Here is a 14,559-nt window from a genome sequence, read left to right as displayed (position 1 = left end):
TCTAACTTTTGCTAGACTCTTTCTCTATGCGCTTGTGCAAAAATAAGCAACCATGCACTAAGGATCTTAAAAAGAGACTATGAAAACACTGTTGCTCTACCCCCAGTTTCCTCAGTCTTTTTGGTCTTACGATCGCGCTATGGAAATCGCTGGACTCAAAGCCGTCATTCCACCCTTGGGAATCATTACTGTTGCAGCATTATTACCCGAAGATTGGCAAGTAAGATTTTATGACCGCAATGTCCGCCTAGAGACAGAGGCAGATTGGGAGTGGTGTGACCTAGTGATTATCTCTGCCATGCTGGTGCAGAGACCAGATTTCCACGCTCTGATTAAAAAAGCTGTAAGGTTAGGTAAAAAAGTAGCAGTAGGCGGGCCTTATCCCACATCAGTCCCACAGGAAGCCCAAGCTTCTGGAGCAGATTATCTCATCCTAGATGAAGGAGAGATGACAGTTCCGCTATTCTTAGAAGCGATCGCTCAAGGTCAAACTCAAGGAATCTTCCGCTCCCCAGAAAAGCCGGATGTGACTCAAAGCCCTATGCCTCGCTTTGACCTGCTGGAACTTGATGCCTACTTCATGATGGCAATTCAGTTTTCTCGCGGTTGTCCCTTCAATTGCGAATTTTGTGACATTATCTCTCTCTACGGTCGCAAATCGCGGACTAAAGAACCTGCTCAAACCTTAGCAGAGTTGCAATATCTCTATGATTTAGGTTGGCGAGGCTCGCTATTCATTGTCGATGACAACTTTATTGGCAATCAGCGTAATGTAAAACGCTTTTTAAGAGAATTGATTCCTTGGATGCAGCAGCACAACTATCCCTTCACCTTCATGACCGAAGCCTCTGTGAACTTAGCAGAAGATGATGAACTGCTAGAACTGATGGTAGAAGCAGGATTTTATGCTGTCTTTCTCGGTATTGAAACTCCCGATCAAGATAGCCTCGTCGTAACGCGCAAAGTGCAAAATACACGCAACCCCTTAGTAGAAGCCTGTCACAAAATCAATGAAGCAGGTTTGCTGATCTATGCTGGGTTCATTCTGGGGTTTGATGGAGAACGCACTGGTGCAGGAGAAAGAATTCAAGCCTTTGTGGAACAAACCAGTATTCCTCAACCTATGTTGGGCATCCTCCAAGCTCCACCCAACACAGCCCTCTGGAATCGCCTCCAACAGGAACAGCGTTTAATTGAGGGTGATAGCATTCATCCCACGGGAGATCAGAATACTCTGATGAATTTTATTCCCACCCGCCCCATTGCCGAAATTGCTAGAGAGTATGTAGAAGGCTTCTGGACGTTATACGAACCTGTAAACTATCTGCGCAGAGCTTTTCAACAGTGCCTCAATATTGTGCCCTCTAAAAGGGGAACACAAACAATGCAGATTCCTGTAGGTAGAAAGTTGCGGCTTTTTGCCCAGTTAATCTGGCATCAAGGCTTACGACGACCAGAAATTAGAGGGCAATTTTGGGGACAACTATGGACACTGCTGTGGACAAAACCCCAAGTTCTGAATATGTATTTGGCGTTATGCGCTGCGGGTGAGCATTTTTGGGAATATCGAGTTTTAGCCAGGGAACGCATTACGCAACAGCTAGGCTACGACCCATTAGAAGTTTCTGTACTACCTCAGGTGGAACGAACCCTAGTTAAGAATATGTAGGTACTTACAAAAAATAAATTACCCAAATTCCGTAGTGCGAGCATCTTGCTCGCTTTTGAAAACCAGCGAGCGAGACGCTCGCACTACAAATTGATTGGGTATTTAAAAATTGGATGTCCCGTAATTCACGCTCAATGGTCAGAACTGTTCAGCTTGGTAATCAAAGCTGCTAGCGAACAATGACTGAAAAATCTTTCTACAGTGGTAGTATAGACATTCACAAGCTGAACTTGACCATGAAATTAGTTTGCGCCCAAAGTGACCTCAGTACAAACCTTTCCCTTGTTAGCCGTGCTGTCCCTTCACGACCGACACATCCAGTACTTGCTAATGTGCTGCTACAAGCAGATGCACAAACTAACCAAGTAAGCCTCACCGCCTTCGATCTCAGCTTGGGTATCCGTACCAGCTTTAATGCTGAGGTGTGGCAAGGAGGTGCGATCGCTCTTCCTGCTAAATTACTCGTAGATATTACCTCTCGTCTCCCAGAAGGCGAAATCACCCTCGATGATGAATCAGCAACCGAAACCAACACAGGCGAGGGTTTAATCGTTACTCTGACACCAAAAAGCGGACATTACCAAGTACGCGCAATGGGTGCAGAAGAGTTTCCCGAATTACCTATAATTGAAAATTCCGAAGTCATTCACCTAACCGCCGCCGCCTTAATTGAAGGCTTACGCGGTTCCTTATTTGCTACCAGTGGCGATGAAACTAAACAAGTACTCACAGGCGTACATTTAACAGTTAAACAAGACACCCTCGAATTTGCCGCTACTGATGGACATCGTTTAGCAGTCGTAGAAACTACAAACGAGCGTCCTATGGAAAATAGTAACCAATTAGAAGTGACAGTACCAGCCAGAGCGCTGCGGGAACTCCAAAGAATGTTAGCTCATAGTTCTGCTGATGATGAACCTGTAGCTTTATATTTAGATCAAGGTCAAGTTGTCTTTGCTTGGAAAAATCAACGCTTAACCAGCCGCACTTTAGAAGGGCAATATCCTGCGTATCGTCAATTGATACCCCGTCAATTTGAGCGCCAAGTTACTCTTGATAGAAAACAATTTGTCAGCACTTTAGAACGAATTGCAGTTCTAGCCGATCAGAAAAATAATATTGTCAAACTCACCATTAATGGCGCTAACCAAGAAATTACATTATCTTGTGAATCTCAAGATATAGGTAGCGGTAGAGAATCCATGCCAGCCCAAATTTCTGGTGAAGATATAGATATTGCTTTTAATATCAAATATCTCATGGAAGGCTTAAAAGAATTACCATCTTCAGAAATCCAAATGCACCTCAATCAAAGCCTAACTCCAGTAATTTTTACACCTTTAGGCGCTTTAAAAATGACTTATTTAGCTATGCCAGTACAACTGAGAAGTTAAATATGGGGCATTGGGCATTGAAAGAATTTTGGATTTTAGATTTTGGATTTTGGATTGAAATCCAATGACAAATGACAAATGACCAATGACAAATGACAATTGTACAGACGCGATTAATCGCGTCTCTAATAACCATTCTGTTGAATAGGAATTTCAATCCAGAATTCTGTACCTAAACCTGGTTCAGAATCAGATTTAAAAATACCACCATGTTTTTCTACAACAATTTTGTAACTAATTGATAACCCTAAGCCAGTACCTTTACCTACTGGCTTAGTGGTAAAAAATGGGTCACAAATTCTGGTTTTTAAAGCTTCAGGAATACCAGCCCCGTTATCAGCAATGCGAATTACTACACTCTTCATATTACCCTTCATATTGCCAATAGAAGTGTAAATTGTAATTTGACTTTGATGATTTTCTGGATGAGATTCTCGATATTCTTCTAATGCATCAATCGCATTACTCAAGACATTCATAAATACTTGATTTAACTGTCCGGCGTAGCATTCTACTAAGGGAAGTTCATCGTAATTCTTAACTATATTAATCGCTGGGCTTTCTGGCTTCGCTTTGAGGCGATGTTGCAAAATTAACAGGGTATTATCAATACCTTCGTGAATATTTACCGCTTTCATTTCCGCTTCATCTAGACGGGAGAAATTTCTTAAACCTAAGACAATTTGACGAATGCGGTCGATTCCCACTTTCATGGAAGTGAGAGTTTTGGGTAAATCTTCGTTGATAAATTCTAAGTCAATTTCTTCTCTTAGTTGCCAAATTTTCTGACTGGGATGAGGTAATTCTTGCTCATATAAATCTAGCATCTTCAGTAAATCATCAGCATATTCGCTGACATGAACTAAATTACCGTAAATAAAGTTTACAGGGTTATTAATTTCATGGGCAATACCTGCCACTAGTTGTCCTAACGAGGACATTTTCTCGGTTTGAATGAGTTGGGTTTGGGTTTCTTGCAAATCGTATAAGGCTTGAGTTAGCTGTTGTGTTTGCTGCTGAGTTTGCAAAAATAAGTTAACTTGCTGGAGTGCTACCCCTAACTGATTAGCAATCTGGGCTAAAAACTGAATTTCTGAGGGTTCCCAGTGGCGCGGTGCAGAGTTTTGATAAGCTGCTAGCAAACCCCAGAGTTTTTGACCGATAAAAATTGGCGCGATCGCGTATGCTTTAATTTGAAATTGCTCTAATAACTCAATATGACAATGAGAATGACCAGCGCGATAGATATCATGGACTGCAAAGGTTTCATTTTGACGATAGCGTCCACCTTGGGTTTCTTGTAAATAACTATCCTGCCAAATTGTCTTACTTTCTGGGCTGACTAACTTTATCCAACCCTCACCAACAAACTCAGCAATGAACTCACCACTCCAATCTGCATGAAATTGATACACAGCTACCCGATCTGCTTGGAGAGCTTTACATATTTCTTGGGTTGTGGTTTGAAAAATTGCCTCTAAGTCTAAAGATTCGCGAATTTTAGCCACAACTTCAAATAATACCCGTTGCTGCTCTGCTGCTTGTTTTAAATCTAAGGCTTGCTCTTGGGTACGTCTGAGTAATTCTGCTTGCTGGAGTGCTACCCCAAGTTGAGCGGCAATTTGACTGAGAAAGTTAACTTCTGAATTTTGCCATTGACGGGGGCCAGAATGTTGATAACTACACAGCAAACCCCATAATTGTTGTCCTACAAAGATGGGCGCTAAAACAAAAGCGTAAATTTGGTACTCTTCTAAATTATCAAGATGACACTGAGTAAAGCCCATCTTGTAAATGTCATTAACTGCAAATGTTTCGTTGTAGCGATAACGTCCACCCTGAGTATCTTGTAAATAAGTGTCATTCCAAACTGTATTCACTTTCAACTTTGACTCATTTGACCAGTGGGGACTAGCTACTTCAAAATCACCGACAAATTCACCACCCCAATCACCATCAAAGCGATAAATACAAACGCGATCGGCTTTAATTAACTGACAAACTTCTTTAGTAGTGATTTGAAAAATATTTTTAATATCTAGGGATTCGCGAATTTTGGCAATGACTCCAAACACAGCCTGTTGTTGTTCGGCTGTCTTGTGAACTTCAATTGTGCGTCTTCTTACTTGTTTTTCTAAATTGAGATTAAATACTTGTACTTGTTGGTAAAGTTCATATTGCTGAATTGCTGAAGCAAAATTTTTACCAATTTCTCTGGACATTTCTATTTCTTCATCTGTCCATTTTTGAATTTGTGCTGTTTTAGTTTCGCGCCATAATTCAAAGGATTGACGCGGATATAGTTGTCTGCTATCGGTATCAAATCGACCTGCCCACAAAGTTTCTGTATCGATTTCATTCCGAAAAATGCTTAAATAACCAACTAATTCCTGGCGATAATTCAACGGAATCATTAATATACTGCGAATCTTTGTGCCTTGAAAAGCAAGTTGCATAGTTCGCATATTTGGTGTTTCGTAGATGTCAGAAATTGCCCAGACATCACATTCACCAGATTGATAATGTTCTTGCCAGATATTAAACTGCTCGATGAGGGGATAAATGGTTGGTTCTTTGAATGCTGGTTGCTCTCCACAAATGAACAGCCGAATACAATCACTTCCCGGAATTAAACATTCTGTGAAGGGTCTAAATGTACTATTTTGGAAGTTAAAAGCATTATTTCTAATACAAAGCCTACCACCAGAACCACCTAAAGCTGCTACAGTGGCTTCTAAGGCAGGTTGTAGTACAATTGTTGGCAATGAATGCAATAGAGCTGCAATCCGGTTAATATTAGCTTCTCGTTCGGCTTTGTTATGGGCTTGAATCAGCAGGTGACTTTGAGCGATCGCTATTGATAATTGCTCTACTACCATCTGTACTATGTCAATTTCATCTGCTGAAATCTCATGGCTGTCTGCATGATGGGATACCAAAAGCCCCCAGAGTTCTGCGTGACAAATAATAGGCGCTACTAAAGAAGACTTCACTCCCATAGCCGTTAGGTATTGCACGTGGCAGGGATCGACCGGGCGATAATGAATATCATCTGCTAGCTGTTCTCCGGTTTGTGAGTGACGCAGATGACTGTAGCCAATCTGCTGTTTTTCCACATTGACTACAGAACGTACCTGTGAATTCTTGAATAGTTCTCGCGCATGAGGTGGAATGTCATCAGCCGGAAAATTTAGTCCGAAAAGGGATGGTAATCTATTGTTATAAATTGATTCAGCAATGACCTGACCGCTACCATCAGTATGAAATTTATAAATCATCACTCGATCGGTTTTGAGTAGCGATCGCACTTCCTTTGTCGTTGTTGTGAGAATATCTTCTAAATCCAACGTTTCCCGGATACTGTTTGTAATCCGTCGTAATAAACCTTCTTGCTCAAGGTTTAATTGCAAGTTGATTTTGGCGATCGGGGTCATTGCTCGTAAATTATATAAATTATTTTTTATTCAGAAAAAATAAAAGATTATATCTAAAGATATTATTAAATTTATTTAATATAATGTCTTCAGTAAAACTACGGTATACGCACCTATAGACATTAGGTAAATCACCCCTAAAAAATCATCATTTATAATATAAAAAATTTCTTTTAAGCAACATGATGAAACAATTAATCGCTGTTATGATTGCATTAAATAAATGTGTCTAAATCGTCCGGATGGAAAATCTATACATGGCTTGCTAATACTCGCTTTAGCTAGCTTTGATTAATTAATACTAATTAATAACTGCTGCTACTAAAGCCCCTTGAGCCTTGATAAACAACAGAAAATGACTCTTGTGCAAGTGTAATTATATACAAATTTATTACTTAAAAAAACAGACGCGATCGCGATCGCGTCTGGACAAAAAACAAAGTTTAATTCTGATGCTCTTGAAAGTAGAATTAAACTCTTATATTTTAAGCAAACCGAATTTTTAGATAGTCTTCATCCATTTTTGCACCAGCAGGTTGGAGCGCCGCTAGAGCTTGTGGTAATACTAAATTACGCCGATGATTGCCAATAGTAATGTTTAATTCATCTCCTATTTTACTCAAATTGACTTGACTTTTGGGAATCCCCGGTAAATACAGTTCTAAACTGTATTGGTTATTCTCTTGAACAACTCTAATAGTTGTTTCTTTATAATAAACTTGCGTGGGATCTTCGTCTTTGTAAAGTGTCTCTTTCAGTCTTTCTAAGGCGGCTAAACCACACATTTCCTCCGAAAATAGAGGAACTTCTTTCACCGGGAGCGGATGAAAATCATCATGAATTTCCTGACGATACTGTTGCTGATTTTCCTTCCAGCGTTGGAAAAATGGATCTTTGACTTCCTCTGGGATAATGCGATTAGCGATCACTAAATCTGTGGCAACATTATATAAACTCAAGTAAGCATGAGCGCGCAGAGATTCTTTAATCACCATCTTTTCTGGATTGGCGACTAGGCGAACTGAAGTTTGGGTATTATCAGTCAGTACTTTTTCCAAAGCTTCTATTTGTTCATAGAACTCATAAGGCGCATCCATCACTTCTTTATCTGGGAGGGAAAAACCAGCAATTGGGCGAAATAGCGGTTCTACCAAAGGACGCAGCGCTACCGAGATATTTTGAAAGGGTTTGTAGAAACGGCGCATATACCAACCGCCAACTTCCGGTAAACTCAGCAATCGCAAAGCAGTACCAGTAGGCGCTGAATCAATAATCAAGACATCATACTCGCCTTCATCATAATGGCGTTTCATTCTCACCAAACCGAAAATTTCATCCATGCCTGGTAGAATAGCTAATTCTTCCGCCTGTACTCCTTCTAAACCTCTAGCTTGGAGAACTTGGGTAATGTAACGCTTCACAGAACCCCAGTTTCCTTCTAGTTCTTGCAGTGCATCTAGTTCCGCACCCCATAAATTAGGGCGAATTTGTTTTGGTGCGTGTCCTAGTTCCAAATCAAAACTATCGGCTAAGGAATGGGCGGGATCTGTACTTAACACCAATGTGCGATAACCTAACTCTGCACACCGGAGTCCAGTAGCAGCGGCTACAGAAGTTTTTCCCACGCCGCCCTTGCCTGTCATCAAAATTACCCGCATGAATGATTTTATCCTGCCTGAGAATTGTTTACATTTATTTACGCTATCTCTATTATCGATGTTTCAAGATCATAAATGCTAGGGCAGTGCATGTCAGAGGCAGGGGGAAGCAGAGCAGGGAGCAAGGGGGAAATAGAAAATATTACCTATTTCCGCCTTTATACTGAAATTGGCTCGTTGATTATTTGGAAGTATCTGAACGATTTTTTCCCGAAAAACCATGTTGTTTGATCACATCCAGTTGCGAACAGTGCCAATAATCAATGTGAGAACTAATTAAACCTTCAGCATTGAGACGTAATTCACTCCAGCCAGCAATAGAAATTCTCGGTTTCCAAGGTAGGGGACTATTCCAACTGAGCGTCCACTCGGTTTTAATGGTGTCTCCCAATAATTGAATGTCATGTAAATCCATCTGGGGATTGAGAAAAAAAGTCTTGATGAAATTAATCATCAGCTTGTACAGAGTTACACCACGAAATTTAAATACAGCATCTTGAAAATAAACATCTGCTGCATAAATACTATAAGTTTGATTGACAGGAAATCTTTGATAGTCTTCTTTGAGAATTTGAATTATATCCATAGCACCCATACCACCAGAAATATTTGCGATCGCACAGTTACGGTTTTTAAATATTTTACGCTTCGATTTCGTCCCATAGGCGTTCTAGTTGATACCGCCATATAGATAGCACTTGGTCTCTTGCTTCTTGGGTTTGCTCAATTTCTCCCAGTAATCCCTCTGTATAAAAACGTTCTAAGTTTTGCATTGTGAATTGGAGAGATTGTCCTTGTTTTTTAGCTGCTTGGACAATTTGTCTGATGCGATTTTCAATCAAGCGATTAAAGACATCATTTAAACCAGCTTCATGTAAAGCTATCAGGTGAGCGATCGCTCTTGACAAATCCTCACTAGCTAAAGTGGCGTTGTTGTGCTGAAATACTCCCCACATTGCGCCTTGATATAAGGCGTAGCGTACTTCCTGCGTCTCATCAAAGTTTGCTTCGAGGAACTGTTCTAAGAATGGTTGGGCTGCTTCTATGGGCACAATTGGGATTAACACTCGCAACCAAGTGCGATCCTCAGCCAGCAACACCAACAGCCGAAAATTAGCCGTCTCTACTTGCCACGATCCAGGCGCGATCGCTGCTACAGCTGCTGTACCGAACAATTTTGTTAGCGTACCCGCAATTTCTTCAGGTGTCATAGGTTTTTTTAAGCCATCACCTCTAGAGTACAGCTTTCGGCGATCGCAACTGCTCTACCTTGAGGCGATCGCATCATTCAACCGTCAACCGTCAACGAAGAGGACAAGGGGCAGGGGGCAGGGGGCAGAGGGGAGAACCCCATACATAAATTCCGGTGACTCTGAAATAAAGACGCAGTATTTCTTGCACTACGTGTCTCGAAATACATATTTTTTCTTTTTTTCATAAATAAATTTAGTTGCTCTGTATCCCTTTTGGCAGTGGAATTTACTCAACTTTCCCCCCTGCTCCCTGCTCCCTGCTCCCCTGCCTCTTTGGTCAACAATACCAATGTCCAACTTTCTATTAATATCTCTTAATATTTATTCACTTTAATCTTACCAGCATAATCAAAGCGACTTCTGATTAAATCGGTAATTTTATTTTCTAGGCTAGAACTGAGGAGATTATTTTCCGCTAAACTGACATATATATTTAAGTCACAATTAGATTGCATCACATTCAGCAGCTCAATTTGGCGAATTTCTGGATCTTTTCCGCTAAGTTTTTGCTCTAGCAAAATCTGATATACATCCTTAGCCAGAGCGTTTTCCTCTGGTACAGTTTTTCCCTGACGTATTTGACATTTTGGATGGGATGAAGTCGCATTTTGGGGGCTAATATTGTCAGTTTTTGGTGATTGAATCCCTATGTAGCCCAAAACCCCAACTAATAAAAACACTATCAAGCCGACAATCTTTTTAAAACTTAGCCGTTTTTTACTTTGATTTTCGTTTTGTAAATTCTGTTTAATTTCTGCTAATCGCTGTAAAATTTCCTCTGTATTTCTCGGTCTATCTTCTGGAGAAAAAGCCATCAAACTATCAATCAAAGCAGCTAAATCATTTGATAATTTGGGTACGCTGTGACGCCATAGCAGTTTTCTATCTGCTCCTTCAGCTAAATCATTTGGAGCTTTACCTGTTAATAAATGCACAAAAGTACGTCCCATAGCATAAAAATCAGATTGAGCTACAGGCTTACCTTTTTCTTGCTCTGGTGCAACGTAACCCTTTGTGCCAATTCTGCTCAAATTTTTTCCCTTTAAAGCAGCTTCAGTAATAGAGCGAATAGCATCAATACCAATTAACACCAACTCTTCATTCTGGCTTCTGACCATGATATTTGCAGGTTTGATATCACGGTGAAAGAAATTTTTTTGATGAAGATTACCTAAAATGATAGTCAGTTGTTCTAACAAATTAATTGCTTGCTGTTCTGTAAGCGCTCGATTATTGCCACTTTCAATTAATTCTTGTAAATCTAAGCCAGCAATTTTCTCCATAGCTAAACAATAAGCTATCATTTGATTCGGAAAATTCATCGGGAAGTATCCCCCCGGATCTAACTGAGGTAGTCCGGGAAACCAGTGTTTTGCTAATACATAGGCTCCTCGATTAAACCGGGAGATTGCTTCTTCGTTATCTGTATACAACGCTTTGATAACTTTAGGCTTTCCCCCATCGAGCATATCAATGGCATCATAAACCATAGACTCTTTAATTTGCGTTTGATTTAATAAGCCAATCACCCGATAACGGCCATTTAATAGCAAATCAGCACCACAGTCTTGACAATAAAGCTCATTAAAATTTTTGGGCTTATGTAGACAAGTCAAATTAATACATAAGCAAATACTTCCTGGTGAATTAGATGATTTGAATGAGTCAAAAATTGCCATTATTTTAGATTTATTGGGGGATTAAAGACGATGAAAAAAGGTAGATAAATTTTTCTATTTAGGTAAAAAATAAAATATTTTTTGAGCCTACATATATCAACAATATGGGATAATTTTTGCTCTCCCCTAACAGCCAATATTTATCTAAAAATGAAAAATTATCCGGGTTAAAAAGATGGAGCAAGCTCAAGATATTGACTTATTGCGATATTTTTCACACTTTTCCTGGAAATTATTAGTTAGTTTGTGAAGTTTTATTATTACCTTAAGAGTCCGAAATTTAACGTAGTATAAAATACTTTACGAAATTTCTTAGCACATCCTAATACTTACCAATATGTATTTTTGATTATATTACGATCGCTTGGTCAGCACTTGAATCCGGAACAAGCTTGTTAAAAGTTTTACTTTGAAAATATCTCTGATACAAGTATAAATAAGTTATAAATACATCCATCCAGTATTCCCATCACAATAGTCTGTTTATCTATGCTGAAGCCAAAAAGCCAGAAAGCGAAACAAAAAAAAAGTCGGCTTTTCAAGTATGCTCTGTTACCTGTATTAACTTTCATCATCCTGCTGTGTATATCTCATGCCACTAATGCCCAAACCGCTCCCGCAGCGAGTTATAAAGTAGCTGATAACACTCAGTGGGTAATGTTGACAGGATGTTTAGTGTTTTTTATGAACTCCGGCTTCGCGATGTTAGAGTCTGGCTTTTGTCGTAGCGCCAATGCCATAACTGTCTTAGCCAAAAACCTGATTGTGTTTGCTATTGCTACTTTAGCCTTCTGGCTTTTAGGCTTCGGCTTGATGTTTGGTGATGGAAGCGAATTTATTGGCACAAACGGTTTTTTGTTACAAGGTTATGACAATAGCCCAGCGATCGCTAATGATTACCAGGGAGTCTTTGATTCATTAAGCTGGGCGGCAATTCCTCTGAGTGCGAAATTTTTCTTTCAATTAACCTTTGCTGGTACAGCTGCAACTATTGTTTCCGGTGCGGTTGCAGAAAGAATTAAATTCGCTGCATTTATGATTTTCAGTTTTTTCTTAGTGTTGAGCTATTCTATTACCGGTCACTGGATCTGGGGAGGTGGTTTTCTCTACACATTAGGTTTTAGAGATTTCGCGGGTTCAACTGTAGTTCACTCAGTTGGCGGTTGGGCGGCTTTAATGGGCACTGTATTGTTAAGACCAAGGTTAGGAAAATATAGAAAATTTAACCCAGATGAAAAACGCTCTTGGCGGCGAACCAGCTTTTACGGCAAAAAAATCGTTGCTGTTCCAGGACATAACCTCAGCGCGGCTACTCTCGGTTGTTTTATTCTATGGCTGGGTTGGTATGGTTTTAACGCCGGCTCAACACTCACAGCTCATCCTGAGGCGATCGCTCATATTGTGATCGCCACACTTATAGCAGGTGCAATGGGCGCACTTGGCGCTACTTTTTGGTCGTGGCAATTTTATGAGAAACCTAGTCTCTCATTTATGATTAACGGTATCTTAGCAGGTTGTGTAAGTATTACCGCTGCTTGTGCTTTTGTGAATATTCCCAGTGCAGCCTTTATCGGCTTTCTGGGTGGCGCGCTGGTTGTGTATGCAGCTGTAATTTTAGACAAGTGCGAAATTGACGATCCCGTCGGTGCGATTCCAGTTCATCTTGTATGTGGAATTTGGGGAACATTAGCAGTAGGCTTATTTAGCCAAGATCCTAGCACTTATGCCTGGGCTAAAGACTTTTTCACTCAAGAAAGCTCATTAAAAGGCGGGTTATTTTTTGGTGGGGGAACAAATCTGTTGTTTGCGCAACTTGTAGGGATTTTGCTAGTTAGCGAGTTCACAGTTATATTTAGTGCGATCGCCTGGATTGGCATCAGCTATTTTATGTATCTTACCTCTAGTACCTCTGGTTCTCGATTTAAAGTTTTTAAATCCTTGCGCGTTTTACCTCAAGAAGAAGTCATCGGCTTAGATAGTTTATTTGCTGAAGGTAGCGACATCCAACAACTCAAACGAGAATACATCGAAACACAAAAACAAAAACGCTATTGGCAACGTAAACGCAATCTCGGTAAATAATTAAAAACTGTTTACCCAATGCCCCATGCCCAATGCCCAATGCCCAATGCCCAATGCCCCATGCCCACTATCTTTTATATACCAAAAACACCGAACCAATCGGCCCGGGATTTTCTACATAAATTTGATTGTTGTAATACAATCCTGGCGACATTCCCCCATCAAACAAAATTCCTTCTTGAATATTCCCCAAACAATTATTCCGCGCAATACCTTGTAGAACATCATCAAATTGATCGGGGAATAGTTCTTGATTAATCGCAGAAAATTCAATATTGGAATTAGCCTTAGCATCATTCACTAATAAAATCACATAACCTTTGTCTGTGATAGCCGCTAAAGAGCGATTAGTAGCTTGCTTACAAGCAAGTTCCCCCAAATCTGCACAAATATCTTTAAATTTACCATTCCGGTAAAACCTGCCATTACCTCCTACTAAGTTGTAATTCAAAATTTCATTACTTCTTCTTCCCGCCTGAATAGTAGCTTTTCTCTCTTGAGGTTTACCTGCAGAAATACCAAAAGAAGAACGTTTAGTTTTAAAAGCTCCAGAATACTCAAACCCACGAGAAATATTTAATCCTTGGGGTTTATTATCTGTATCTATATAATCAGCATTAATTGCCGCTATAGGTTTTTGTCCATTTAATCGCGAATTTTCATCAGTAATAATTTCGCGAAATTGCTTTGGTATATATTCCTTGCGCAAATTTCCGCGATTATCTTTAGCATAAAGTTTATGAGCTAAACCCACATTTACTTTAAAATCTAATTGTGCCGATCTAGGGTTAAAAATAATTACATGATTTATCCCTTTAGCAAATTTTTTACCCTGGTTATTGGTTTTGAAAAACTCAATACTAAAATTAGGATTCTTGCCAATACAAGTAGTAGATTTCCCTTGCTCTTGCGCTGCATTAGATTCCAGACTCTTACAGCCTGATAATAAATTCAGCAAAACTACAAAAATAGATATTAAGAATAATCTCGACATATTGATATAAATCCAATAATTTTACATAAGTAAGTCAATGCAAATAAACTTAACTATTTTACTAAAAATATACCAATTCAAATAATCTTTGCGACACATCAAAATATTCTAGAGGGCATGGCAGTGCCAGTGCCCCTACAATCTGGTGCATTCTTTTTTCCAATTGGTATTACCTAACCTTGAAACCCTGATAGCAATTCTCTGTAACAATGCGCCTAATAATTACCCCCCGGCTTCCCTGTTCCCCCTTAGAAAGGGGGGACTAAAGGAGGATCAAATTAAGCTCAACTGGGAGCATCCCAAATGTGCAAAAACGCCCTCACCCTATAAGGGTGGGGCTAGAAATACGAAGCCTGCCTTCGCAGGCTATCAAACTTTTAGCCTGCGAAGGCAGGC

The 14,559-nt window shown here is 39.9% G+C and carries 9 protein-coding genes; 3 read left to right on the top strand and 6 right to left on the bottom strand.

Annotated elements, in window-relative coordinates; genetic code table 11:
• Positions 1-79: 79 nt before the first annotated feature.
• Together H6G08_RS20210 and dnaN are read left to right on the top strand one after the other, a co-directional pair.
• Positions 80-1,669, top strand: a complete 1,590-nt coding sequence (locus tag H6G08_RS20210) for a B12-binding domain-containing radical SAM protein (RefSeq protein WP_190546164.1) — start codon at positions 80-82, stop codon at positions 1,667-1,669.
• A gap of 236 nt (positions 1,670-1,905) precedes the next feature.
• Positions 1,906-3,063 carry a DNA polymerase III subunit beta gene (gene dnaN, locus H6G08_RS20205; RefSeq protein ID WP_190546276.1) on the top strand — a complete coding sequence of 386 codons (1,158 nt, stop codon included), beginning with the start codon at positions 1,906-1,908 and terminating at the stop codon, positions 3,061-3,063.
• A gap of 125 nt (positions 3,064-3,188) precedes the next feature.
• On the opposite strand, the gene H6G08_RS20200 is transcribed toward dnaN, so the two are convergent.
• The 5 genes from H6G08_RS20200 to H6G08_RS20180 form a co-directional block, all read right to left on the bottom strand.
• The gene (locus tag H6G08_RS20200) at positions 3,189-6,497 is read right to left on the bottom strand and encodes a GAF domain-containing protein (protein WP_190546162.1); all 3,309 of its coding nucleotides are present in this window, start codon (positions 6,495-6,497) and stop codon (positions 3,189-3,191) included.
• A gap of 485 nt (positions 6,498-6,982) precedes the next feature.
• Positions 6,983-8,155, bottom strand: a complete 1,173-nt coding sequence (locus H6G08_RS20195) for a TRC40/GET3/ArsA family transport-energizing ATPase (protein WP_096647274.1) — start codon at positions 8,153-8,155, stop codon at positions 6,983-6,985.
• Positions 8,156-8,336: 181 nt separating this feature from the next.
• Positions 8,337-8,741, bottom strand: a complete 405-nt coding sequence (locus H6G08_RS20190; protein ID WP_190546160.1) for a C6orf136 family protein — start codon at positions 8,739-8,741, stop codon at positions 8,337-8,339.
• A 55-nt stretch (positions 8,742-8,796) separates the two neighbouring features.
• A complete protein-coding gene (locus tag H6G08_RS20185; protein WP_190546158.1) occupies positions 8,797-9,366 on the bottom strand; it encodes a hypothetical protein in 570 nt (189 codons plus the stop codon).
• 356 nt (positions 9,367-9,722) lie between these two features.
• Positions 9,723-11,087, bottom strand: coding sequence for a serine/threonine-protein kinase (locus tag H6G08_RS20180; RefSeq protein ID WP_190546156.1), 1,365 nt, complete (start codon positions 11,085-11,087; stop codon positions 9,723-9,725).
• A gap of 489 nt (positions 11,088-11,576) precedes the next feature.
• On the opposite strand from H6G08_RS20180, the gene H6G08_RS20175 reads away from it, so the two are divergent.
• On the top strand, positions 11,577-13,169 hold the full coding sequence (locus H6G08_RS20175; RefSeq protein ID WP_190546154.1) for an ammonium transporter: 1,593 nt from the start codon (positions 11,577-11,579) through the stop codon (positions 13,167-13,169).
• Between the two features lie 67 nt (positions 13,170-13,236).
• Here H6G08_RS20175 and H6G08_RS20170 read toward each other — a convergent pair whose 3' ends face one another.
• Positions 13,237-14,163 (bottom strand): phosphodiester glycosidase family protein, encoded by a 927-nt coding sequence (locus tag H6G08_RS20170; RefSeq protein ID WP_190546151.1) that lies wholly within the window; start codon positions 14,161-14,163, stop codon positions 13,237-13,239.
• Positions 14,164-14,559: the final 396 nt, after the last annotated feature.

This window comes from Calothrix anomala FACHB-343 (genome assembly GCF_014696435.1).
GTDB lineage: Bacteria > Cyanobacteriota > Cyanobacteriia > Cyanobacteriales > Nostocaceae > Aulosira > Aulosira anomala_A.
Note: the sequence above shows the minus strand (reverse complement) of the source record. Positions and strands in the feature narration are given on the sequence as shown.

Coding starts and splice junctions, on each gene's coding strand:
- dnaN (WP_190546276.1), top strand. CDS start 1,906: ATGAAATTAGTTTGCGCCCAAAGTGACCTCAGTACAAACCTTTCCCTT.
- H6G08_RS20185 (WP_190546158.1), bottom strand. CDS start 9,366: ATGACACCTGAAGAAATTGCGGGTACGCTAACAAAATTGTTCGGTACA.
- H6G08_RS20195 (WP_096647274.1), bottom strand. CDS start 8,155: ATGCGGGTAATTTTGATGACAGGCAAGGGCGGCGTGGGAAAAACTTCT.
- H6G08_RS20200 (WP_190546162.1), bottom strand. CDS start 6,497: ATGACCCCGATCGCCAAAATCAACTTGCAATTAAACCTTGAGCAAGAA.
- H6G08_RS20210 (WP_190546164.1), top strand. CDS start 80: ATGAAAACACTGTTGCTCTACCCCCAGTTTCCTCAGTCTTTTTGGTCT.
- H6G08_RS20190 (WP_190546160.1), bottom strand. CDS start 8,741: ATGGATATAATTCAAATTCTCAAAGAAGACTATCAAAGATTTCCTGTC.
- H6G08_RS20180 (WP_190546156.1), bottom strand. CDS start 11,087: ATGGCAATTTTTGACTCATTCAAATCATCTAATTCACCAGGAAGTATT.
- H6G08_RS20175 (WP_190546154.1), top strand. CDS start 11,577: ATGCTGAAGCCAAAAAGCCAGAAAGCGAAACAAAAAAAAAGTCGGCTT.
- H6G08_RS20170 (WP_190546151.1), bottom strand. CDS start 14,163: ATGTCGAGATTATTCTTAATATCTATTTTTGTAGTTTTGCTGAATTTA.